22 protein-coding genes are annotated in these 23,872 nt (G+C 60.0%); 8 read left to right on the top strand and 14 right to left on the bottom strand.

Features of this window, described 5'->3' with window-relative positions:
- Positions 1-444: 444 nt before the first annotated feature.
- Positions 445-921, bottom strand: coding sequence for a nuclear transport factor 2 family protein (locus tag DU29_RS0106970; RefSeq protein ID WP_028621094.1), 477 nt, complete (start codon positions 919-921; stop codon positions 445-447).
- Between the two features lie 47 nt (positions 922-968).
- A complete protein-coding gene (locus DU29_RS0106965; RefSeq protein ID WP_028621093.1) occupies positions 969-1,532 on the bottom strand; it encodes a TetR/AcrR family transcriptional regulator in 564 nt (187 codons plus the stop codon).
- A 169-nt stretch (positions 1,533-1,701) separates the two neighbouring features.
- On the opposite strand from DU29_RS0106965, the gene pssA reads away from it, so the two are divergent.
- Positions 1,702-3,045: a CDP-diacylglycerol--serine O-phosphatidyltransferase gene (gene pssA / locus DU29_RS0106960; protein ID WP_028621092.1), complete on the top strand. Its 1,344-nt coding sequence runs from the start codon at positions 1,702-1,704 to the stop codon at positions 3,043-3,045.
- Positions 3,046-3,153: 108 nt separating this feature from the next.
- On the opposite strand, the gene efeO (DU29_RS0106955) is transcribed toward pssA, so the two are convergent.
- Genes efeO (DU29_RS0106955) through efeU form a run of 4 tightly spaced genes read right to left on the bottom strand, consistent with a single transcriptional unit; the run spans position 3,154 to position 7,352 of the window.
- Positions 3,154-3,978, bottom strand: a complete 825-nt coding sequence (efeO, locus tag DU29_RS0106955) for an iron uptake system protein EfeO (RefSeq protein WP_028621091.1) — start codon at positions 3,976-3,978, stop codon at positions 3,154-3,156.
- Positions 3,979-4,001: 23 nt separating this feature from the next.
- Positions 4,002-5,300 (bottom strand): iron uptake transporter deferrochelatase/peroxidase subunit, encoded by a 1,299-nt coding sequence (gene efeB / locus DU29_RS0106950; protein WP_028621090.1) that lies wholly within the window; start codon positions 5,298-5,300, stop codon positions 4,002-4,004.
- Between the two features lie 16 nt (positions 5,301-5,316).
- Positions 5,317-6,516 (bottom strand): iron uptake system protein EfeO, encoded by a 1,200-nt coding sequence (efeO, locus tag DU29_RS0106945; protein ID WP_028621089.1) that lies wholly within the window; start codon positions 6,514-6,516, stop codon positions 5,317-5,319.
- An 8-nt stretch (positions 6,517-6,524) separates the two neighbouring features.
- Positions 6,525-7,352: an iron uptake transporter permease EfeU gene (efeU, locus tag DU29_RS0106940; protein ID WP_028621088.1), complete on the bottom strand. Its 828-nt coding sequence runs from the start codon at positions 7,350-7,352 to the stop codon at positions 6,525-6,527.
- Positions 7,353-7,626: 274 nt separating this feature from the next.
- Between efeU and DU29_RS0106935 the strand changes: the two genes are divergently transcribed.
- Positions 7,627-8,643: an AraC family transcriptional regulator gene (locus DU29_RS0106935; protein ID WP_028621087.1), complete on the top strand. Its 1,017-nt coding sequence runs from the start codon at positions 7,627-7,629 to the stop codon at positions 8,641-8,643.
- Positions 8,644-8,694: 51 nt separating this feature from the next.
- Here the strand turns inward: DU29_RS0106935 and DU29_RS0106930 are convergent, their stop codons facing one another.
- Complete coding sequence (locus tag DU29_RS0106930) at positions 8,695-9,213, bottom strand: nuclear transport factor 2 family protein (protein ID WP_028621086.1); 519 nt, start codon at positions 9,211-9,213, stop codon at positions 8,695-8,697.
- A 4-nt stretch (positions 9,214-9,217) separates the two neighbouring features.
- The gene (locus DU29_RS0106925; RefSeq protein ID WP_028621085.1) at positions 9,218-10,288 is read right to left on the bottom strand and encodes an aldo/keto reductase; all 1,071 of its coding nucleotides are present in this window, start codon (positions 10,286-10,288) and stop codon (positions 9,218-9,220) included.
- A gap of 232 nt (positions 10,289-10,520) precedes the next feature.
- On the opposite strand from DU29_RS0106925, the gene DU29_RS0106920 reads away from it, so the two are divergent.
- From DU29_RS0106920 to DU29_RS0106895, 6 genes are all read left to right on the top strand, one after another.
- Entirely contained in the window at positions 10,521-11,408 is an 888-nt protein-coding gene (locus tag DU29_RS0106920) for an AraC family transcriptional regulator (protein WP_028621084.1), read from the top strand.
- A gap of 210 nt (positions 11,409-11,618) precedes the next feature.
- Complete coding sequence (locus tag DU29_RS0106915) at positions 11,619-13,298, top strand: AMP-binding protein (protein WP_028621083.1); 1,680 nt, start codon at positions 11,619-11,621, stop codon at positions 13,296-13,298.
- A complete protein-coding gene (locus DU29_RS0106910) occupies positions 13,298-14,059 on the top strand; it encodes an SDR family NAD(P)-dependent oxidoreductase (protein WP_028621082.1) in 762 nt (253 codons plus the stop codon). The genes DU29_RS0106915 and DU29_RS0106910 overlap by 1 nt, the downstream gene beginning before the upstream one ends.
- Positions 14,060-14,071: 12 nt before the next feature.
- Positions 14,072-15,265: an acetyl-CoA C-acyltransferase gene (locus DU29_RS0106905; protein ID WP_028621081.1), complete on the top strand. Its 1,194-nt coding sequence runs from the start codon at positions 14,072-14,074 to the stop codon at positions 15,263-15,265.
- Between the two features lie 126 nt (positions 15,266-15,391).
- Entirely contained in the window at positions 15,392-16,519 is a 1,128-nt protein-coding gene (locus tag DU29_RS0106900; RefSeq protein WP_028621080.1) for an acyl-CoA dehydrogenase, read from the top strand.
- Positions 16,520-16,532: 13 nt separating this feature from the next.
- Complete coding sequence (locus DU29_RS0106895; RefSeq protein WP_028621079.1) at positions 16,533-17,306, top strand: enoyl-CoA hydratase; 774 nt, start codon at positions 16,533-16,535, stop codon at positions 17,304-17,306.
- A 203-nt stretch (positions 17,307-17,509) separates the two neighbouring features.
- On the opposite strand, the gene DU29_RS0106890 is transcribed toward DU29_RS0106895, so the two are convergent.
- From DU29_RS0106890 to DU29_RS0106865, 6 genes are all read right to left on the bottom strand, one after another.
- Entirely contained in the window at positions 17,510-18,661 is a 1,152-nt protein-coding gene (locus tag DU29_RS0106890; protein ID WP_028621078.1) for an acyl-CoA dehydrogenase family protein, read from the bottom strand.
- 3 nt (positions 18,662-18,664) lie between these two features.
- Positions 18,665-19,771 (bottom strand): enoyl-CoA hydratase/isomerase family protein, encoded by a 1,107-nt coding sequence (locus tag DU29_RS0106885; protein WP_028621077.1) that lies wholly within the window; start codon positions 19,769-19,771, stop codon positions 18,665-18,667.
- 132 nt (positions 19,772-19,903) lie between these two features.
- Positions 19,904-20,614 carry an HPP family protein gene (locus DU29_RS0106880; protein ID WP_028621076.1) on the bottom strand — a complete coding sequence of 237 codons (711 nt, stop codon included), beginning with the start codon at positions 20,612-20,614 and terminating at the stop codon, positions 19,904-19,906.
- 154 nt (positions 20,615-20,768) lie between these two features.
- On the bottom strand, positions 20,769-21,947 hold the full coding sequence (locus DU29_RS0106875) for an MFS transporter (protein ID WP_028621075.1): 1,179 nt from the start codon (positions 21,945-21,947) through the stop codon (positions 20,769-20,771).
- Positions 21,948-22,007: 60 nt separating this feature from the next.
- Positions 22,008-22,895: a polysaccharide deacetylase family protein gene (locus DU29_RS0106870; RefSeq protein WP_028621074.1), complete on the bottom strand. Its 888-nt coding sequence runs from the start codon at positions 22,893-22,895 to the stop codon at positions 22,008-22,010.
- Entirely contained in the window at positions 22,888-23,736 is an 849-nt protein-coding gene (locus tag DU29_RS0106865; RefSeq protein ID WP_028621073.1) for a polysaccharide deacetylase family protein, read from the bottom strand. Before DU29_RS0106865 ends, DU29_RS0106870 begins: the two co-directional genes overlap by 8 nt.
- Positions 23,737-23,872: the final 136 nt, after the last annotated feature.

Genomic DNA, 23,872 nt, shown 5'->3' with positions numbered 1-23,872 from the left:
GCAGATTTTGCATTTCACACGAATCCTGTAGGAGCAAGCTTGCTCGCGATTGCGGTGGCTCAGTCACAGTCTGAGTTGAATGACACACCGCCATCGCGGGCAAGCCCGGCTCCCACAAAATTCTCGGCCAGTCGCAGATTTTGCATTTCACACGAATCCTGTAGGAGCAAGCTTGCTCGCGATTGCGGTGGCTCAGCCAGAGTCTGAGTTGAATGACACACCGCCATCGCGGGCAAGCCCGGCTCCCACAAAATTCTCGGCCAGTCGCAGATTTTGCATTTCACACGAATCCTGTAGGAGCAAGCTTGCTCGCGATTGCGGTGGCTCAGCCAGAGTCTGAGTTGAATGACACACCGCCATCGCGGGCAAGCCCGGCTCCCACAGAATTCTCGGCCAGTCGCAGATTTTTATATTCGGGCTCGGCTCCTGTGGGTTAAGCGGTGATTACAACCCCAACTCCGACAGACCCGCATGGTCATCCGGACGACGGCCCAGTGGCCAGTGGAACTTGCGATCGCTTTCCTTGATAGGCATGTCATTAATGCAGGCAAACCGATTGGCCATCAGCCCGTTTTCGTCAAATTCCCAGTTCTCATTGCCATACGAGCGAAACCAGTTGCCCGAATCGTCGTGCCATTCATAGGCATAACGTACGGCGATGCGGTTATCCGTAAAAGCCCAAAGCTCCTTGATCAGGCGATAGTCCAGTTCCTTGGCCCATTTGCGCGTCAGGAAGTTCTTCGCTTCCTCACGGTTATGCGCGAATTCCGCCCGGTTACGCCATTGCGTGTCCAGCGTATAGGCCAGCGAAACCCGTTCAGGGTCGCGGGAGTTCCAGCCGTCTTCGGCGAGGCGGATTTTTTCAATCGCAGTTTCACGAGTGAAGGGCGGCAACGGCGGACGAACTTCTGCACTGGACATATCAATGTCTCCCTATCAAGTTAACGATGTAATCAGTTATCAACGAGTTACAGGTCCAACAACTTTCGCGCGACATTTTGTGCATCATCAGCGGCGCCGTGATCACCCATGATCAATGCCACGGTGATGGCGCCGTCAATCAGGATCAGCAACTGCCTGGCGGCTGTCAGAGGTTCAGCAACCCCATGCTCGGTACACAGCTCGCACACATAGTCGAGCAGCTTTTGTTTATGCTCTTTGGCCACCAGGCGGACCGGGTCGTGCGGATCGCCGGTTTCGCCGCTGGTATTGATGAACGCGCAGCCCCGAAAACCTTCCGAGGCAAACCAGGTCTTCAACACGGTAAACAGGTTGAGCAAACGTTCGGCAGGGGTTTCTGCCTTGTTCACCTCCGTTCGGTACCAGTGCATCCAGCGCACATCGCGGCGTTGCAGGGCGGCAACGGTCAACGTCTCCTTGTTGGTGAAGTAGCGGTAAATGCTTTTCCTCGAGACGCCGGCAGTTTTCACCAGCAGATCCATGCCGGTGGCCGCAATGCCACTTTTATAGATCAGCTTCTCAGTGACATCCAGAATGATATCGCGGGTTTGATTGTTGGTGAGTTCGTTCATGCGCTTACAGTAGAACGACCGTTCTACATGGTCAAGGTCATATTTATAATGGCTGATGAAATGCCTCCGCCGGCAGGCGGCTCGGAGAAGATCAGGGCACACCACAAGACCCGAACGGATCCATGGTGTAAGCTCTGAAGCTCTTCGGATTCGACCCATTGCGAGCCCTATGCCGTCGCTTTTCAAACGCTCCCTGCTGCCCAAACTGCGCAGTTTCCCGCTGACCGCCGAGGCCGTCACCATTCTCTCTGGCGCTGCCGAGTTTCGTCGTTGCCTGCTGGAACAGATCGCCAGCGCAACCCGGCGGATCTACATCGTGGCGCTTTACCTGCAACAGGATGAAGCCGGCCAGGAAATTCTTGACGCCTTGCATGCTGCCAAACTGGCGCGTCCGGAGCTGGATGTCGTGGTGGTGGTCGACTGGCTGCGCGCCCAGCGTGGTTTGATCGGCGCGGGCAAGCAGCCGGGCAACTCGGCGTGGTATCAGGAAACGACTCGCACACACCAAAGTGAAGTGCCCGTATACGGGGTTCCGGTGCAAACCCGCGAGCTGTTCGGTGTATTGCATCTGAAAGGTTTCGTGATCGACGATTGCGTGATCTACAGCGGCGCGAGCCTCAATAACGTCTATCTGCACAAGTTCGACAAGTACCGTTACGACCGTTATCACCTGTTGAACAACGCCGCGCTGGCCGACTCGATGCAGCACCTGATTCAGCATGGTCTGATCGCTTCCAAAGCGGTGCATCGCCTCGATCTGCCGAATCTGCCGACCACCCGCAGTCTGCGCAATGACATCGGCGACTTGCGCAGTCGCCTCAAGCACGCGGCGTATGACACGACCGCCGGCAGCACGGCCAGGAATGGTTTGTCGGTCAGCCCGCTTTTGGGCGTCGGCAAGAACAACCCGTTGAGCCGGGTGATCTGCGAGTTGATTGCCAGCGCCAAATACCAACTGACCATCTGCACGCCGTACTTCAACCTGCCATTGGCCGTGACCCGGGAAATCAATCGGGCACTGGCGCGTGGGGTGAAGATCGACATTGTGGTCGGCGACAAGACCGCCAACGATTTCTACATCCCGCCGAGCGAGCCGTTCAAGGTGATTTCGGCGCTGCCGTACCTGTATGAAATCAGCCTGCGCCGCTTCGCCAAGCGCCACCATCGCAGCGTCGAGGGTGGCCAGTTGAACCTGCACCTGTGGAAGGATGGCGATCACACCTATCACCTCAAAGGCATGTGGGTCGACCAGCGCTACACCTTGCTGACCGGCAACAATCTCAACCCGCGCGCGTTCCGGCTTGATCTGGAAAACGGCCTGTTGATCGATGATCCACAAGGCGAAATGCTTGAGCCGCGCGCACGTGAACTGCAAGAGATTTTCCAGCACACCTCGCGCATCGAGCGATACCAGGATCTGCAGACGATGCCGGACTATCCGGCCGGCGTGGCGAAGTTTCTCAAGCGCGTGAGTCGAGTGCGCATTGAGCGTTGGTTGTACCGGATTTTGTAAACAGGTTTGGGTTGGTGTCGTCAGTGACGACGCTTTCGCGAGCAGGCTCGCTCCCACAGGGAAGTGCGTGGATGCCGAACCCAGCGAGATCCCCCACGTGTTGATGGCTCAGTTCAACCCCAGCTTACCGCGCATCATCGACAAATCCTCGGCCAGTGTATTAACCGGCCCGACCAGTCGTTTGCGGTCGTTGTCCTTGACCTTGTCATAGGTTTCAAAGCCACCGTTCGCGGTCCGGTATTTCGCCAGTGTGTTATTTACCGTCGCGAAATTTTTGTCGACCTTGGCCATGAACGCCGCGTCCTGCTGCTCGATCTGCGGCCGGAACAGGTCAACGATTTTCTTCGCGCCGTCGATATTGCCCTGGAAGTCATACAGATCAGTGTGGCTATAGCGATCCTCCTCCCCGGAAATTTTCGTGGCCGCTACTTCCTCCAGCAACACCGCTGCACCACCCACCACTTTTTCAGGGGGGAAGGTCAGGCCCGCCACACGGGTTTGCAGGTCTTGCACATCGTTGTTCAACCGGTCCGCCAGAGCCTCCAGGCCCTGGGTGCTGTTCTCGGCGAACAGTGAATATTCGATGCGGTGAAAACCGGTGAAATCAGGCGCTTTCACGCCTTGCTCGTGGTCATCGACCCGCGAATCGATGGACGCATCCAAGTCGCTGAACAGCTCGGCAATCGGCTCGACCGTCTCGTAAAACACTCGCGTCGGCGCATACAGTTTTTTCGCCGTGGCCAGGTCACCGTGCTTCACCGCTTCGGTGAACTGCTGGGTGTGGCTGGCCAGTTCATCCAGCTGTTCGGTGACATAGATTTTGTAATCCGATATCGGATTCACCAGCTCCAGCGGCGCCGGCGCCGCGAACGCCGTGGCGGGGATGTTGAGCGAACCAAGGGTCAGCAGTAAAGCGAGTGGCGACTTTTTCATGGGCGGTTCCGTGTGGGGAGGTCTTAAACAGGAGCTTGCGAGTGCGTGGCTGCGAGCAGTGAACGACCGATGAAATCCTGCTCGTCAGTGACACCCGGCAGCGTGAAGAAATAACCACCACCGACCGGTTTCAGGTATTCCTCCAGCGGCTCGCCGTCGAGCCGCTTTTGCACAGTGATAAAGCCTTTTTCGAGATCGGCCTGATAGCAGATGAACAGCAGGCCCATGTCCAGCTGACCGTTCTTGTTCACCCCGTTGGAATAGTTGAACGGCCGGCGCAGGATCAGATTAGCCTGGCTCGCAGCGGTACGCGGATTGGCCAGGCGAATGTGCGCGTCGAGTCGGGTCAGTTTGCCGTGCGGATCCTCGCGGTAATCGGGCACTTGTGTTTCCTGCGTGCCGCCGATTGGAGCACCGGTGGTTTTGATCCGACCCAGAATGCTTTCCTGCTCTTGCAGCGGTGTGCGGTCCCAGCGTTCGACAAAATTGCGGATGATTCGCACGGCTTGGTAACTGCCGTGCGCGGCCCAGGCCGGTTCGTCACTGCCGGGTTGCACCCAGACGAGGCTGTCCATGGCCTTGGCATCGTTGGAATCGGGGTTGGCCGAACCGTCACGAAAGCCGAGGAAATTGCGCGCACTTTGCGCTGGCACGCCCGGTTTGGATGGCGCTTGCGGCGGCACACTGCCTTCCTGTATCCAGCGCACCAGCAGCAGGTCCGGGAGGTTTTTGACGATGTCGCGCAGGGCATGAATGTTGGTGTCGGCGGTGTTGGCGCAAAACTGCAGGCTCAGGTCGCCATGGCAGCAATCGGCGTCCAGCGCGTCATTGGGGAAGCCGACCATGCGCGACAAGCGCTTGGGTTTGGCGTTGGCCAGGCCAAAGCGTTCGTCGAACAACGATTCACCGACCGACACGGTGATGGTCAGGTTGTCCGGCGTAACGACCGGGCCGAGAATCCCGGAATCTACCGGCGGCAGTTTCGGATCGACTTGCTCCAACGGGCCACCCTTCATCAAAAAGGCGATGCGCTCGTTAAGGGTGCGAAACAACCGCTCAAGATCCTCGCGATCGCTGGCCAGCACATCGAACGACACCAGCATGCCCGACGCCGGGCGAGGGGTGACGATGCCGCTTTGATGCTTGCCATAAAACGCCTGGCGGTTTTCGGTGTTGTCGCTGCTCGGTGCTTCGGTCACCTGGGCAGCGCTGGCTGCCATGGCCGGGCAACTCAAGGCCGAACCGGCGAGTGCGACGCCGGCAGCGCCCATGCCGAGCAATACGCGGCGGCGCTGGGCAGAAAATTGTTCTGAATTGCTCATCGTTGGTGTCTTCTGCTTACAGGCCGGAAAGGCCGAGGGCGGGATCGATTTCAGTGAGGGCAGCGGACAGCGCTTTGGCCTTGTCGGCAATCTGCTGACGTTTCCCGGCGCTGACGCTGTCATAGCTGGCGTAGCCTTGCGCGTCCTTGAGGTCGTTGAGTTGCGCATCGAACGCATTGGCAGCGGTGTCGACGTTCATTAGCAAGTCGGCGTTGGATTTGCTCAGTAGAGGACGCAACAGATCGACCACTTTGCGCACTGCAAACAGGTTGGCGGCGAAGCCGTTGAGGTCGGTGTGGCTGTACCGTTCTTCCTCGCCACTGCCGGCGCGCACATTGCCCAGGCTGTCCAGGTTGCGCACCACGATGCTGACCAGTTGTTCAGGGGGCAGCGACTGGGCGAGCAGTTGCTGTTTGAGTGCGGTGACATCGCTGAACAAACGCTGGCTGATCGGCGTAAGACCGTCGAGCGAGCGCTGCTGGAACATTGCAAATTCGACGCGATGGAAGCCGACAAAGGCGGGATCCTGTTCGCGTTTCTCAAAGTAATCGGCGCGGGCGTTGATGGCATTGTCCAGCTCGGCGAATCGCTGCGCAGCCGGGGCGATACGTTGATAGGCGGCGCGGGCCGGTGCATACAGCGCTTGCGCCCGACTTAGATCACCGGCATCGATGGCCTGCTGTAACGCCGCGACGGCCTTGATCAGGGCGCTGCTCTGGCTGCTCAGATAGACGCGGAATTCCGACAACGGCCCGACGAATGCGGTCATCGATGGCTTTGCCTTGGCGGCTGCATCGGAAGCGGCAGTCGCGGTCACGTGCAGGGTGCCGCGTGGATTACTCAGCAGGCCACAGGTAATCGCGTAGTCGCCGGGCAACAGCTTCGCGTTGATTACCTGACTCAGGCCCGGTGCGATGTTCTCCCGCTCTTCAACCACCAGCACACCGTCGAGGATTTCCCACTCAACCGCCCGGTCGGAACGGTTGACGATGCGGAAACTCGCGCGGCCGGCGGGCACCGTCAGTGCATTGGGTTCACAGCTGTGCGGGTGAATGGTCACCTGCACTTCGTCGTGGTTGATCTGTCGTTTGCTCGCGGCCAGTTGCGCGGCGTAATAGAACAGAGCGCCCGCGGCGATCATCACCACGACGGAGCCCGCCACCGCCCAGCGCAGTGCGCGGGGAGGGGAAGCCTGAGGAGGTTTTTGGTTGGGCATGGTGGGCCTTATTGATCGGTCATTGTTTGAGGTTGCCGGGCAGGCAGGAAAAACATCACCAGTGCCACTACCAGATAGAGCAGGTATGCCCCGAGCGTGCTGACAGTTGGTGCGTCCTGATAGCCGAACATCCCGGCCAGCACCGAGCCGAGCGGGCCGTCCATTGGCAGCGTCGCACTGACGTCGAACAGCACGCTTTGCAAGTGATTCCACACGCCGGCTTCGTGCAGCGCCTGCACCGAATTGGCGAGAATGCCGGCGGCGACCACCAATATGAACAATCCGGTCCAGCGGAAAAACGCGCCGAGGTTCAGGCGCAAGCTGCCGCTGTAGATGAGGAAACCAACAATGACCGCCAGCACCAGACCGAGCAGGGCGCCCAGTGGTGCAGCGGGACCTTCGCTCTGCTGGAACACGGCGAGAAGAAAGAACACCGTCTCCAGGCCTTCCCGCGCGACGGCGAAAAACACCATGGCGATCAGAGCGGTCACCTGATGTTTATTGCCCGCCAACGCCTGGTCCAGTGAGGCATGCAGCGAATGCGTGATCGAGCGTGCGACTTTGCGCATCCAGAACACCATGGAACTGAGGATGGCGACGGCGACCAGTCCGACCACGCCTTCGAACAGCTCCTGTTGTTTTTGCGGAAATTCAGCGCTGACCAGTTCCAGACCGCCACCCACCAGCAACGCCAGCGCGGCGGCCAGAAACACGCCGATCCAGACTGCGGGCATCCATTGCCCGCCCCCGGTTTGCTTGAGGTAGCTGGCGATGATGCCAACGATCAGCGCGGCCTCGATGCCTTCGCGCAGCATGATCAAAAAGGGAACCAGCATTCAGCACCGTGGAGTAATTAGTTAGGGTGCTAAGTTGTAACATAATGACATTCATTCCCAAATGGCAATCATTGACATTTAGCTGAACCTAAGCTGAACAACTTTCAACACGTTGAGATGGGTGCAGCATTCCGATTTGCCCGCGATGAGCGCGACACCGTGCCTGCAGCCGACCGCGTCATCGTTCATCGCTGGCAAGCCAGCGCCTACGGGAATGCAGCGCCATGCGCTACTATGCGCACCATCCCGAAAACAACACGGCCCACCTCGCTCCATGGCGGAAAAAGACACCATCTCCATCCAACTGGTGCGTGAAGCGCTGTTGCAAAGTTGCGCGCCGGGCGCGGCCACCGAAGAGGTGTTGCACAAGGTCGGCATTGATCCCGGGTTATTAAAAAACCTGACGGCCCGCGTCCCGGCCACCGCTTACGCACGTCTTTGGCGCTTGCTGGCCAGGCGCCGCGATGACGAGTTCTTTGGCATGGACCCGCGCCAGCTCAAATCGGGCAGCCTGGCCTTTCTGTGTCGCTGTGCGATGGCCCAGCCGACGCTGGCGGCGGGCCTGACCTCGGGTCTCGGCTTTCTCTCGCTGATGCTCGAACACATGCCGGCGCAACTGGTGCGGCAGCAAAGTCTGGCGGAAATTGTCCTGCTCGAAGACGAGCGCGATCCACGCCGGGCCTTCACCTATTTCACTTACTGGATGATCGTGCACGGCGTTGCGTGTTGGCTGGCAGGGCGGCGGATCCCGATTCTGGCCGTCGAGCTGCGCTGCGCGGAACCGGATTTTTGTGACGATTACCAGGTGATGTTTTCGCAAAACCTGCGCTTCGATCGGCCCCGCACGCGGATGATTTTTTCTGCCGATTGCCTGGATTTGCCGATCAAGCGCAGCGCCGAAGAACTCAAGCGTTTCCTTGCCCATGCGCCGGCGAACATCCTGGTGAAGTACCGCGACCCGCAGAGCCTCGCCAGCCGGATCAAGCACGATCTGCGTCATCTGCCTGCCGAGCGTTGGCCCGAAACCGAGGCGCTGGCACAGCAGTTGTGCATGTCCGCCTCAACCTTGCGTCGTCGTTTGTCTGAGGAAGGGCAGACGTATCAAGGGCTCAAGGACAGCGTGCGCAAGGAGTTAGCGATTATCTGGCTGGCCGAGCCGGCGATCAGTTTCGCCGAAATCGCCATGCGGCTAGGGTTTGCTGATGTGAGCTCGTTCTACAAGGCGTTTCGCAAGTGGTCGGGGTCAAATCCGGGGCATTATCGGAGTTTGATTTTGAACGAGGCTGATTGATCGTACCCTCAGACCTCCCATCGGCGAACCCACAGATGAAGATCTGCGTCCCTAATCTGGCTGGGGAATGCGACGCAGCACGTCATCATAGGCAACCAGGTCGAGAAACGCTGTTACCTCGGCGGCCCGTCCCCCCTCCATGCGCAAGATCCAGACGTAACTGTTGGTGTAGGGCTTGCCGTCGCGCGCGAGGGCTTCCCCGTCCCAGTTGATAACGACGTGATCGCCTTCGGCCCAGATTCGTTTCGCGACCGGCCGGATCGGTGTGCTCAGGCGGGTGGCGAGAGGACGAACGGCCCGCGCCATCAAGTCATCCCGGCCGTGGTAGGTCCCCGCACTTGGCCCGGAGCCCTTGATTGTCCAGACGACGTCAGGCGCCAGTACTTCATTGAAGAAGCCGGACCCGCCGGCGGCCCAGCGATCAAATGCGGCCGAGACGAAGGCTCTGTTTTGCTCGATTGGCGCCTCCTGTAGGGGCGCTACCTGGGCCAGCGCAGGCATTGCAAAGCAGGCAAGAACTGCGCAAAACACGGCGGTGGTGAAACGCTTGGCGTAAGTTATACGAGTCATGGCATTACCTCCTGACTGCGACGGTGTTTTTGCCGAAGATAAGTTGCTGGCCCATCGGCCGGCCGATGAAGTTCTCCGGGAAAATAGGCGCGATCGCGCTGGCCTGGTTAAGTCGCTCCAGCTGATCCGCTGTGAATTCAACGTCTAACGCGCCGAAATTGTCCTCGGCCTGGCCCAGCGTGCGCGCGCCCATGACGGGCGAGACCACGCCCGGATGCTGTAACGTCCACGCAAGCGCAACTTGCGAGCGCGACGCGTGCGTCTCTTCGGCTATTTCACCCACTACGTCCGCGATGGCCAGTGCATGCTCGTTAAGGTGGCCCGACGAGGCAATCACACCCTTGCGCGTTGCCGACACATTCGCATCATTCTCGCTCGACAGATCGGCCCTGCTGTATTTGCCGGTGAGTATTCCGCCGCCCAGGGGTGACCACGGCAGAACGCCAAGGCCCATCGCTTGCGCCATCGGCATGAGCTCATGCTCGACGGTACGCTCGACCAGGCTATAACCGATCTGGAGCGCGACAAAAGGCGACCAGCCGCGAAGATCTGCCAGTGTTTGCATCTGTGCGACCCGCCAGGCCGGGGTGTTGCAAATGCCGACATAGAGAATCTTGCCCGACTGGACGAGGGCATCGAGACTTCGCATCACCTCGTCAGGCGTCGTCGTGAAATCCCAGGCATGCAAGTACAAGAGGTCGATGCGGTCGGTATCCAGCTGGCGAAGACTGGCCTCAACCGAGCGCACAAGGTTCAAGCGATGATTGCCCCCGGAGTTGATATTCTGCGCGTCCCGCGCCATGGTGAATTTGGTCGCCAGAATAATCCGCTCACGCTTTTCTTTGATAAAACCACCGAGGATCCGCTCGGATGCTCCATCGGTGTAGTTCACGGCGGTGTCGATGAAATTTCCCCCGCGGTCAACGTAGGCATCAAAGATGCGTTTGGCTTCTGCGTCATCAGCGCCCCAGCCCCAATCAGACCCAAAGGTCATGGTGCCCAGCGACAGGGGCGATACCCGCAGGCCTGAGCGGCCGAGCAACCGGTAATTGTTCAGTAACGTTTGGTTAGCCATTATTGCGTCCTCACAGGATCGTCAGTTGGGATAGCTGGCGCCAGTGGTATCCCGGCAAATGCAATCGCCAGCACAAGAAAAGCTCACGCTTCGCATGTGCCCATTCTCTTGAGACAGGGACGGTGCCGGTAGAACGCTTTTCCTGAATGATTGCACGATCATCCAGACGGCTCTGATAATCACGAAATGCCGTTCAGGCTCGGTGGACTGAGCGAATAGTGGAGTAATGCCAATGACTCAGCTCGAACGATTCCGTGACGCAATAGCTCGGCACACGCCGCAAGACGGGACGTTCGAATGTCCGGTCCCTGGCGTGAAGCTGATTCGATGGTCAGAACCGACGATGCCGATGCCCGTCATCTACGAGCCGACAGCCTGCTTCGTCGCGCAGGGGCGAAAGCGCGCCACGCTCGGCGCCAGCGTGCTTCATTACGACCCGACCAGCTATCTGGTTGCCTCGGTGGGGCTTCCCGTCGTGGGCACAGTCATTCAGGCGAGTGAATTGCACCCTTACATGAGCGTTCAACTCGACCTCGACTCGACCGAGCTCGGGGAGTTGGCGTTGAGATATCCTCGCTCACCCGCCCAAAGCACAATCTCGGCAGGCCTGACGGTCAATGAGATGACTTCGGGACTTCTTGATGCAGTTACGCGGCTCGTTACGCTGCTTGATACACCAGAGGATATCGAGGCGCTCGGGCCACTCGCCACACGTGAGATCTTTTACAGACTGTTCACAGGACCAAGCGGTGGAATCATCCACGCGATGACTCAGTCCGATAGCCGGCACGGTCAGGTCGCCCGTGCGATCCTGTGGATCAGAGGGAATTTCAAAGATGCCTGTCGTATCGACGAATTAGTCAAGGTCGCGGGCATGAGTCGGTCGGCCTTCCATGAACATTTCAAGGCAGTCACGGCAATGAGCCCCTTGGCGTTCAGGACTCAGTTGAGGATGCAGGAGGCGCGCCGCCTTATGGTCACGGACGGACTGGAGGCGGCAAGCGCTGGACATGCGGTGGGGTACGATAGCCCGTCGCAGTTCAGCCGCGATTATTCACGGCTGTTCGGTACACCCCCGGCAAAGGATGCACACCGCTTTCGCTTGGTCCATGGCAGGTAACGCTGCGGTTTTCACATTCCCCTGGCGAGCAGGACCACGCCGAACGCTAGACTCGTGCATCCCGTCCTTCGACGCTCCCTCCCAAACCTTGGCCAAACCAGTCAACCAACTTGGCCGCTTTGACCATTGCCCCGCGCCCCGCACAGCGCGAATATTCCCTTGTTGAATTCGGTTCCCCCAACCTAATAAAAAAACAGAGGGATTCTGGTCATGCGCGATTACTTGTCTGCCGCGTCTCAGTTCGATTACCAGCACACCGTCGATACCGCGCTGTCGGGTGATCTGACCGCGCTCAACGCCTGCGTCGAGTGCTGCGACCGCCACGCCTTGCCGGGGCGCATCGCCCTGTTCTGGGAAGGGCGCGACGGTGACAGTGCGACGTACACCTTCAGCGACCTGCAAGACAAAGCCGCGCGTTTCGCCAATTTCCTTCTGGCTCAAGGGGTGAAGAAGGGCGACAAGGTTGCCGGCCTGTTGCCGCGCAATATCGAATTGTTGATTACCGTGTTCGCCACCTGGCGCATCGGCGCTGTCTATCAGCCGCTGTTCACCGCGTTTGGTCCCAAAGCCATCGAACATCGCCTGAGCAGTTCCGGCGCCAAAGTCGTGGTGAGCGACGCGGTCAACCGCCCGAAACTCGCAGAAGTCGCCGACTGCCCGACTATCGTCACCGTAGGCGCTGCCAAAGGGCAGGGCATCGTCCGGGGTGACTTCAGCTTTTGGGCCGAGCTGGCCAATTATTCCGCTGACTGCGAACCGGTCATGCTCAGCGGTGAAGACCCTTTCCTGCTGATGTTCACCTCGGGTACCACCGGCCCGTCAAAGGCTTTATCCGTGCCCCTCAAGGCGATCGTCGCCTTCCAGAGTTACACCCGCGACGCCGTTGACCTGCGCCCGGAAGATGCCTTCTGGAACGTCGCCGATCCTGGCTGGGCGTACGGCATCTATTTCGGTGTCACCGGGCCGATGGCGATAGGGCATCCGATCACCTTCTACGATGGCCCGTTCACCCTCGAAAGCACCTGCCGGGTCATCAACAAATACAAAATCACCAACCTGACCGGCTCGCCAACCGCGTACCGCCTGCTGATCGCCGGCGGCGACGACTTCGCCAAATCGATCAAGGGCAGGCTGCGCATCGTCAGCAGTGCCGGCGAGCCGCTGAACCCGGAAGTCATCCGCTGGTTCGCCGACCACCTCGGCGTCGTCATTCACGACCATTACGGCCAGACCGAATTGGGCATGGTGCTGTGCAACCACCACGGCCTGGACCATCCGATCCATATGGGGGCTGCGGGTTTCGCTTCACCGGGCCATCGCATTGTGGTGCTCGATGATGCGTACAACGAACTCGGCGTAGGTCAGCCCGGCATTCTGGCGATTGATCGCAGCCAGTCACCGATGTGCTGGTTCGGCGGTTACGAAGGCGTGACGACCAAGGCGTTCGTCGGCAACTATTACCTGAGCGGCGATACGGTCGAGTGGAACCCGGACGGCAGCATCAGCTTCGTCGGGCGCAGTGACGATGTGATTACCACGTCCGGTTACCGCGTCGGCCCGTTCGATGTCGAGAGTGCGTTGATCGAACATCCGGCTGTTATCGAAGCTGCAGTGGTCGGCAAGCCCGATCCGGAGCGCACCGAGCTGGTCAAAGCCTTTGTCGTGCTCGGCGCGCAATACCGCGCCGCGCCGGAGCTTGCCGAAGAACTGCGGCTGCACGTGCGCAAGCGCCTGGCCGCGCATGCCTACCCGCGCGAAATCGAATTTGTCAGCGAGTTGCCGAAAACCCCAAGCGGCAAATTGCAGCGCTTTATCTTGCGCAATCAGGAAATCGCCAAGGCCCATGAGGCCGCGGCGAAAACCACTCAGCTTGAATCAGGGAAACAATGATGCAGATCGAAAACAAGATTTTTATCGTCACTGGCGGCGCCTCCGGGCTTGGTGCAGCGACCGCTGAAATGCTGGTCGCAGGCGGTGCCAAAGTGATGCTCGTGGACATGAACGCCGACGCGCTCGCGGCCCAGGCCCAGCGCCTCGGTGCGCACAGTGTCGTGGCCGACATCAGTAATGAAGCCGCTGCCGAGGCTGCTGTTGCGGCGACGGTCGAAGCGTTCGGCGGCCTCAATGGTCTGGTCAACTGCGCCGGCATCGTGCGTGGCGAGAAAATCCTCGGCAAGAACGGCCCGCACGTATTGGCCAATTTCAGCCAGGTGATCAATGTCAACCTGATCGGCAGCTTCAACATGCTGCGCCTTGCCGCCGCAGCGATTGCCGAAACCGAAGCGGATGGCGACGGTGAACGCGGTGTGATCATCAACACCGCGTCGGTGGCGGCCTTCGACGGTCAGATCGGCCAGGCGGCGTATGCCGCTTCCAAAGGCGCGATTGCCAGCCTGACTTTGCCCGCCGCGCGGGAACTGGCGCGCTTCGGGATCCGCGTAATGACCATCGCCCCAGGTATTTTCGAAACGCCGATGATGGCCGGCATGACCCCGGAAGTACGCGACTCGCTGGCCGCCGGTGTGCCGTTTCCGCCTCGCTTGGGTAAACCTTCCGAGTACGCCGGGCTGGTCCGGCATATCATTGAAAACAGCATGCTCAACGGCGAGGTGATCCGTCTCGACGGCGCCTTGCGCATGGCCGCCAAGTAAGAGGAATTTGTCATGACGATTGCCAACGATCCGATAGTTATTGTCAGCGCTGTCCGCACACCGATGGGCGGTTTTCAGGGCGAACTGAAAAGTCTGAGCGCGCCGCAACTCGGTGCCGCCGCCATCCGTGCAGCGGTCGAACGCGCCGGTATCGGCGCTGATTCGGTCGAAGAAGTGTTGTTTGGTTGCGTACTGTCCGGCGGCCTCGGCCAAGCGCCTGCACGTCAGGCAGCGCTGGGTGCAGGGCTGGATAAATCGACCCGTTGCACGACGCTGAACAAGATGTGCGGGTCGGGTATGGAAGCGGCGATTCTGGCCCACGACATGCTGGTCGCCGGGAGCGCCGACGTGGTGGTGGCCGGTGGCATGGAAAGCATGTCCAACGCGCCGTACCTGCTGGACCGCGCGCGCAGTGGTTACCGCATGGGCCACGGTCGCGTGCTCGATCACATGTTCCTTGATGGCCTCGAAGATGCGTACGACAAGGGCCGTTTGATGGGCACCTTCGCTGAAGACTGCGCCGAGACCAACGGCTTCAGCCGTGAGGCTCAGGATGCGTTTGCCATCGCGTCGACCACTCGTGCACAGCAGGCGATTGCGGATGGCGCTTTCAAGGACGAAATCGTCCCGCTCACCGTGACGGTCGGTAAGGAACAGGTGCTGATCAGCAACGATGAGCAGCCACCGAAAGCCCGGCTGGACAAGATCGCCTCGTTGAAACCGGCGTTCCGCGAAGGCGGCACGGTGACGGCGGCTAACTCCAGTTCCATTTCCGACGGGGCAGCGGCGCTGGTGCTCATGCGTCAGTCCGAAGCGCAAAAACGCGGCTTGAAGCCCTTGGCAGTGATCCATGGTCACGCGGCGTTTGCCGACACGCCAGGCCTGTTCCCGGTCGCGCCGATTGGTGCGATCAAAAAGCTGATGCAGAAAACCGGCTGGTCGCTGGACCAGGTCGATCTGGTGGAAGTCAACGAAGCTTTCGCGGTGGTCGGCCTGGCAGCCATGACCCAACTGGAAATCCCCCACGAGAAGGTCAATGTCCACGGCGGCGCGTGCGCCCTCGGTCATCCGATCGGCGCGTCGGGTGCAAGAATCCTGGTGACGTTGCTCTCGGCGTTGCGCCAGAAAGGTTTGAAGCGTGGTGTTGCGGCAATCTGCATCGGCGGCGGCGAAGCGACAGCGATGGCGGTTGAGTGTTTGTACTAACTCGATTCCTGTAGGAGCGAGCCTGCTCGCGATAACGGTGGATCAGTCAATACAAAGGGTGGCTGATCCACCGCTATCGCGAGCAGGCTCACTCCTACAGGGGTATCCACTTCTTAAGGTTTACCCATGATTCCCAACGACGAACAACTGCAAATCAGCGAAGCGGCCCGGCAGTTTGCCCAGGAGCGGCTCAAGCCGTTCTCCGCTGAGTGGGACCGTGAGCACCGCTTCCCCAAGGAAGCCATCGGCGAAATGGCCGAGCTGGGCTTCTTCGGCATGCTGGTGCCGGAACAGTGGGGTGGCTGCGACACCGGCTACCTGGCCTACGCCATGGCACTGGAAGAAATCGCCGCCGGCGACGGCGCGTGCTCGACCATCATGAGCGTGCACAACTCGGTTGGCTGCGTGCCGATCCTCAACTACGGCACCGATGAACAGAAAGAGCGTTTCCTCAAGCCATTGGCCAGCGGCGCCATGCTCGGCGCCTTCGCCCTCACCGAACCACAGGCAGGGTCCGATGCCAGCGGCTTGAAAACCCGGGCGCGTCTGGAAGGCGATCACTACGTGCTCAACGGTTGCAAACAATTCATCACGTCCGGGCAGAACGCCGGTGTGGTGATCGTGTTCGCGGTGACTGACCCGAGCGCCGGCAAACGCGGCATCACCGCGTTGATCGTGCCGACCGATTCGCCGGGCTACAAAGTCGCCCGGGTTGAAGACAAACTCGGCCAGCATGCGTCGGACACCTGTCAGATTCTGTTTGAAGACGTCAAAGTGCCGGTGGCCAATCGCTTGGGCGAGGAGGGCGAAGGTTATCGCATCGCCCTGGCCAACCTGGAAGGCGGCCGCGTCGGCATCGCGTCGCAGTCGGTCGGCATGGCCCGCGCTGCGTTCGAAGCGGCGCGTGATTATGCCCGCGAGCGCGAGAGCTTCGGCAAGCCAATCATCGAGCATCAGGCTGTGGCGTTTCGTCTGGCCGACATGGCCACACAGATCGCGGTTGCGCGGCAGATGGTGCATTACGCGGCGGCCCTGCGAGACAGTGGCAAGCCGGCGCTGGTTGAAGCGTCGATGGCCAAACTGTTCGCCTCGGAAATGGCCGAGAAGGTTTGTTCTTCGGCATTGCAAACCCTGGGCGGCTACGGTTATCTGAACGATTTCCCGCTGGAGCGAATTTACCGCGACGTGCGGGTTTGCCAGATCTACGAAGGCACCAGCGACATTCAGCGTATGGTTATTTCGCGCAATCTTTGAGAAGGAGTCCGTTGTGAACTACGACACTATTTTGCTGGAAGTCCAGGGCCGCGTTGGCCTGATCACCCTCAACCGTCCGCAAGCGCTCAACGCGCTGAATGCGCAGATTGTCAGCGAGCTGAATCACGCGCTGGATGGCCTGGAAGCGGATTCGAATATCGGATGCATCGTCCTCACCGGCTCGAAAAAAGCCTTTGCTGCCGGCGCGGACATCAAGGAAATGGCCGAGCTGACCTACCCGCAAATCTACCTGGACGACTTGTTCAGCGACAGCGATCGCGTGGCCAACCGCCGCAAGCCGATCATCGCTGCGGTCAACGGTTTTGCCTTGGGCGGCGGCTGTGAGCTGGCGTTGATGTGCGACTTTATTCTGGCCGGGGACAACGCGAAATTCGGTCAGCCGGAAATCAACCTTGGCGTGCTGCCCGGCATGGGCGGCACCCAGCGCCTGACCCGCGCGGTGGGTAAAGCCAAGGCGATGGAGATGTGCCTGAGCGGGCGCTTGATCGATGCGGTGGAAGCCGAGCGCTGCGGCATCGTCGCACGGATCGTGCCGGCGGATGAGCTGCTGGATGAGGCGCTTAAAGTCGCGACGCTGATTGCGAAGAAGTCGTTGCCGATTGCGATGATGGTCAAGGAAAGTGTGAACCGCGCGTTCGAGGTGAGCTTGTCGGAAGGCGTGCGTTTCGAGCGTCGGGTGTTCCATGCCGCGTTTGCAACGCAGGATCAGAAGGAAGGGATGGCGGCGTTTATCGGCAAGCGTGAGGCGGAGTTCGTCGGTAAATAAAGTGGCGTTTTCACTGTCCCCTTCGCGAGCAAGCCCGCTCCCACATTTGACCGCGTCTCCTCAGGAGAAATGCGGTCAAATGTGGGAGCGGGCTTGCTCGCGAAAGCGTCATTGTGAGCAGGCTCGCGCTGACAGGTAATCGGTGTTCTTTCAAACGACGCATCACCTGTGGTAGCCGGGCTTGCCCGCGATGCTTTTAAGCATCACACCAGGTAATGCTTCAACTCCCGCGCAATCACCATCCGCTGAATTTCGCTCGACCCTTCGTAAATCTGCGTAATCCGCGCGTCGCGGTAATAGCGCTCAACCGGGTAATCCTCCAGATACCCGTAGCCGCCATGAATCTGCATCGCCGACGAGCACACTTTCTCAGCCATCTCCGACGCAAACAGCTTGGCCTGTGAAGCCTCCGACAGACACGGTTTACCGGCACTGCGCAAGCGCGCCGCGTGCAGGATCAGCAAGCGTGCAGCGTTCAACCGAGTGTGCATGTCCGCCAGCATGTTGGCGATGCTCTGGTGCTCGATGATCGGCTTGTCGAACTGCACCCGATCGCGCGAATAGGCCAGCGCCGCTTCGAACGCCGCGCGGGCGATGCCCAATGCCTGGGCCGCGATGCCGATGCGGCCGCCTTCGAGGTTCGACAAGGCGATTGCCAAACCCTTGCCACGTTCTCCCAGCAGGTTGGTTTGGGGAATCGTGCAATTACTTAACGTCACCGCGCAGGTGTCGGAGGCGCGGATGCCCATCTTGTGCTCGGTGCGGTCGACGACAAATCCTGGAGTGTCCGTCGGCACCAGAAACGCCGAGATGCCACGCTTGCCCAGATCAGGGTCCGTCACCGCGAACACGATCGCCAGTCTGGCCCGCTTGCCGTTGCTGACAAATTGCTTGGCGCCGTTGATTACCCACTGGCCGTCACGCAGTTCAGCGCGGGTGCGCAGGTTATGTGCTTCGGAACCGGCCTGCGGTTCGGTCAGACAAAAGCAACCGATGGCCTGGCCGCTGGCAAGGTCCGGCAGCCAGGTTTTTTTCTGCTCCTCGGTGCCGTAATTGAGTACCGGCCCGCAGCCCACCGAATTATGAATGCTCATCAGCGCGCCGGTAGCGCCGTCACCGGCTGATATCTCCTCGACGGCCAAGGCGTAGGCCACGTAGTCGACGTAGGTGCCACCCCATTCTTCCGGGACCACCATGCCCAGCAAGCCGAGTTCGCCCATCTTCGCCACCAGCGCGTCGTCGATCCAGCCGGCCTTTTCCCAGGATTGTGCGTGCGGCGCGATTTCGCCACGGGCAAAATCCCGGGCCATGTCGCGGATCATTACCTGTTCTTCGCTTAATTCGATGTCGTGCATGGCTCAGCTCCCACTCTGTTCGAGGCCGCTGAAAAAACTCGCGACATGCTCGGCATCCAGTGCCTGCAAAGTCGGCGGGTTCCAGCGCGGATTTTTGTCCTTGTCGATCAGCAGGGCACGCACGCCTTCGATCAGGTCACCGCGTTCAAACCACTGGCGGTCCAGGTGCAACTCCATGGCGAAGCACGCTTCCAGGCTCAAATGACGACCGCGTCGTAACATTTCCAGGGTCACACCCATGGCCAGCGGCGAGCGGCTTTCCAGCAGGGCAGCGGTAGCGACCGCCCACTCATGGCTGTCGGCAACCGTCACTTCACGCAGTTGCTCCACCATACTCGGCACGTCGGGGAGGGCGAAGAAGTGATCGATCACCGGACGCAAGGTGCTCAGTGGCGCATCGGGCAATTGCTGCACGGCGAGTTTCGCCAGCAAGCCCTGTAGGTCCTTCAGCGGCGTATCGTGCCATTCAAGTTGATCGAGCTGTTCGTCAAGCGCGCCAAGACTGGCGCTCTCCAGGTACCAGTCGGCCAGCCCGCAATACAGCGCGTCGGCCGCGCGAATCTGCACGCCGCTGACACCCAGATAGATGCCCAGCTCGCCTGGAATGCGTGGCAGGAAATAGCTGCCGCCGACGTCCGGGAAATAGCCGATCGCCACTTCCGGCATGGCCAGCCGGCTCTTGTCGGTCACCACGCGCAAATCCGCCCCTTGCACCAGGCCCATGCCGCCACCCAGTACAAAGCCGTCCATCAGGGCCAGCACCGGTTTGCGGTAGTGATGGATGGCGAGGTCGAGCGCGTATTCCTCGACAAAGAAATCCTCGTGCAGCGTGTCGCCGTTCTTGAAGCTGTCGTAAAGGGAGCGAATGTCACCGCCGGCGCAGAACGCTTTATCGCCAGCACCGCGCAGTACCACGGCGTGAATCTGTGGGTCCTGCGCCCAGGCATCCAGCTGACGCTGCAGGTGGCGGACCATGTCGAGGGTAATTGCATTGAGCCCGGCGGGGCGATTAAGGGTCAGGTGACCAATGCGGTTGCGAACCTCGGCCAATACTTCGTTTTGCGTGGCATCCATGGACTGGGTCCTCGGAGAAGAAACCTGAGCAGTCATCACTAACTCCCTGCTTTTATTGTTCTTTATGGACAAGCTCGCGCGCGAGCGATGCTGGATCGTACCAGCGCAAATTTGCCCAGTACAACCCGGATACGTGCAGGTGTAGTCTGCATTTTTGCCTTACGCAAACTATTCGACGCGAGGCGACAGCACTTCGCCGATGCTGCGGCGTTTAGCCTGCAACTCGGTGGCGTGGATCAACTGCTCGAGGTCTTCGGGCGTCACGTCGATGAAGGCTTCCATGTCGGCGAGGGCCAGTTTCAGGTCCTGGGCAGTGATCGCCTGGCTGTCGACGGGCGAATGGTCCGCAGGCACCACGGCCACCGGTTCTGCGGCGCGCTTGGGGTAGCGAATGCGGGTGAGGTTGTTATAGACCAGCGCACTGAATAGCAGGGTGAAGGCAGCGAGCATCACCGGAGCGAGGATCTTCCAGTCCATGGCAATGGTCGCCGGGTCCGCCAGCACCAGCAGCAATGCCAAGGCGCCGGCGGGCGGGTGCAGACAACGCAGCCAGCACATCAGAATCAGCGCCATGCCGGCAGCAAGGCAAGCGCTGCCCAAGGTGCGCCCAAGTACGTGCGCCACCAGCAACGAGACGACCCCGGCGCTCAGGTAGCCGCCCACTATCGACCAAGGCTGGGCCAGGGCGCCCGAGGACACGGCAAACAGCAATACCGCCGACGCGCCCAGCGGACCGATCAAGTGTTGCGCCACCTGAATGCCGAAGAACTGACTGCACAGCCATACGCTGAACAGCGTGCCCAGCGACATGCCGATGGCGGCGCGGCTCCATTCAGTCGGACGGGTGTTGATGGCGGCGGGTAACCAGCGAGCGAGCATTGGGCAGGTGATCCAGAAATTCGAAAAAAAAAAAGGCTTGTCTGGGTAACCCAGAAAGCCCTTTGAAGGTGTCCCAACTATTGGGGGAGGAACCGGCACAGTGTGCCGTTCATTCAAGGCAGTGACAAATTCATATTAATGCAGTTTCAGTGCATTAATTTTGCAGTATCGCCACACGCCTGCCGCTGAGGAAACATAATAATCCTCCCACCGCCGTCAATCCGCTCAGGGCATAAAACATGGTTGGCGCCGGCGTATGCATCAGCAAAAAACCGCAAATCATCGGGCTCAGAGCGCCGCCAAGGGCTGCCAGGTTTTGCGCACCGTAGTAACTGCCGCGTAATTCTTCGGGCGCGAGGGTGTCGACGAACAGGAATTCGGCGGGGTAGATGATCATCTCGCCCAAAGTGAAGATAAACATCGCCACGCACCAGGACACAAGGCTGTCAGCCAGGCTGAAGCCGATCAGGCCGACGATAAACAGGCTGGTGCCGCCCGCGATCCAGTAGCGCAACTGTTCACGTTTGAGAAAGCGTCCAATCTGGTATTGCAGCAGGATCACGCTGATCGCGTTGCAGGCGAGCAACGCGGCCATGGTCTGCAGCGCTCGCTTGGAATCTTGCGTCACCAGCAGGTATTGCGACAGGTACAAGGTGAAACGGCCGTGGACGACGGTGCTGAGCAGGCAGCCGCAAGTGAACATGATCAGCGTGCGGTCGTTTTTCAGGGAGATCAGGGTTTTCAAAAAGCTCTGCGGCTGGCCGATTGCAGGCGTCGGCGCCGCGTCTTTGGGAATCCCGCTCATCAGGAATATGCTAAAGAAGGCAATCGCCCCGGCAATCAGAAAGGGCGCAATCGGGTACACACCTGCAATCACTACGCCGAGCATCGGGCCGGTGGCGTAGCCGATATTGGTCAGCGTGTAGCGCAGCGAGAACGCCTTGGCGCGTTGGCCTATTGGCAGGTTTTCGCTGAGGATCGCTTTGGAACCGATCAGGAACAGCGCCGACGCCGTCTCGGTGATCACCAGGGTCAGGGTGGTCAGGTACAGGTTGTCGGCAAACGTGAGCAATACAAAGCCGATGGCGCTGGAGAGCATCGCGAGAATCAGCAGCCGGCGCTTTTCCAAGCGGTCGATGATGTAACCGCCATACAGCGCGAGCAGCGTTGCGATGAATACGGCAATGCCCAGCAGCAGACCGACGTCCTGCTGGTTGAGGCCGAGTTTGTTACTCAGGAACAGCGTGAGCAAGGGACTGGTGATCGCGCGGCTGACCACAATGGTGAGGGAGCAGATCATGAGTCGGCGGATGACGAGCGAGTAAGTGGCCACGGTGGGACGGATGTCCTTATTCAGAATGTTTGCGTGCACTGGTCGACCTTGAGCAGTCCTTCACGCCAGATAATCACGATAATGGCGCTCATACACGGCCGCTGGATGATCGTCGGTGACCGGCGGCGCCGATCCGGCCCACCAGCGCGCGACATCGGCACCGGTAGCCATCCACACATCGTCATGCTGTTGAATGCCCTCGAGCAATTCGCGCAACACTCCAATCCGTCCGGGCGTGGCGATGATCTCCGGGTGCAGGCGCAACACGTAGCACAGACCAAAACGATGAAACCCGGCGAAATCCATCTGCAGGTTGCTCAGGGTGTGGCTGTAAGAAGCGATGCGAGATTGCGCCGGAGGCACGGCCGGGCTGAGATTAAAGGCGAAGTAAGGCTCGTCTTCCAGCTCGTAATGCAGCGGTAACTCGATCACCTCGGGCGCTGTGGGATGGGCGAATGGCAAGTCATCACCGCGCCAGGACGAAGACCAGCGAATGCCCTGATCTTTCAGCGCCTGAATGAACCCAGGCGCACCGTTACCGGCCGGAATGCGAAAACCGCTGGGTCGCTGACCGGTGAGAGTTTCGAGCGCCTCACAGCCGCGAGCGATGTCGGCGGACTGCGCGGCCAGGTCGAGGTGGTCGTAATTCTGATGGCGATAACCCGCGCAGGCGATTTCGTGCCCGCCCGCTTGAATCGCGCGAACATGCGCAGGATTTTCCTCGGCGACAATGCCGGGGATGAACCAGCTGCTGGCGACGTTCAGTTCTTCAAACAATCCCAGCAACCGCTCAACCCCGCGCTGCGTCCCGTAACGCCATACCGACAGGGTTTTGTCGCGGCCGGCCACTTCCGGGGCCTGGGTCAAAATGCCGTGGATGTCGTTGTAGTCGACCGTCAGGACCACGGCGCAGCGGTAGCCGTCGGGCCAGGTTTTCGAGTCAGCCATGGTGATGCTCCTTCAGCCACCATTGCGCGACATCGCGGCAAGTGGCAAACCAGACGTCGTCGCGCTGGCGCATGTGTTCGAAGAGTTTTTCCAGGAGCAAGATGCGCCCCGGTTTTCCGATGATCTTGGGATGGAACAGGGTCGTCAGGCACAGTCCCTCGTTCATCGCACCGTCGTACTCGCGGCACCAGTTATCCAGCGTCAGTTCATAGCTGGCCGTGCGGTCCAGGCCGGAGGGGAAGTCGGGCGCGCGGGTGTAGGCGAGGGAGGCGTAGTCGTCCATCTCCCAGCGGCCCGGAATTTCCACCAAGGGCGTGTCGAATCCGGCGACGTTGACCAGGTAGGGTCGATCATCGCCGCGCATGCTGCTGGAGTAAGTCACCCCGGCCTCCACCAACATTGCCGGCGTTTCCGCTCGCCAGTCACCGGACGGCGTGCGAAAGCCTTCGGCACGAATGTTCAAGTGTTTCCAGAACACCTCGCGGCATTTGCTCATCACCTCTTTTTGCTGTTGCAGCGTCAAGGCGTAGAAGGACTCGTGCCGGTAACCGTGATAGGCCACTTCATGCCCGCGTTCGACGATCGCCTGGCATTGTTTCGGCCAGTTTTCCACCACCCACGCCGGAACGAAAAAGGTGGTCGGGATGCGGAATGCATCGAGCAGATCAAGCAGGCGCGGGAGGGCACGGTAAGGGCCGTAACCCCCAAAACCGAAATACTCGGGCTTGCGCCAGATCGAGCCATCCAGCATGGCGTCGCCGGTCGGGCCGTCGAGGTCGAAGGCCAGCGCAAGGCAGGCTTTGTGCTGGCCGGGCCAGGCGGGACGGGTTAAGGAGGACATAATTGGTGCTCCAACTATTTATCTGTAAACACCGGCCTCCTGTGGGAGCGAGCCTGCTCGCGATGGGTGTCAGCTACATATTTGCCAATCGACACACCATCGCGAGCAGGCTCGCTCCCACAGGGATCAGGGGGCG

The sequence above is a fragment of the Pseudomonas sp. Ant30-3 genome (assembly GCF_000690905.1).
In the GTDB taxonomy this organism is placed as follows: domain Bacteria; phylum Pseudomonadota; class Gammaproteobacteria; order Pseudomonadales; family Pseudomonadaceae; genus Aquipseudomonas.
The sequence above is the reverse complement of the archived record's forward strand: the minus strand, read 5'-3'. Positions and strand labels throughout refer to the sequence as shown.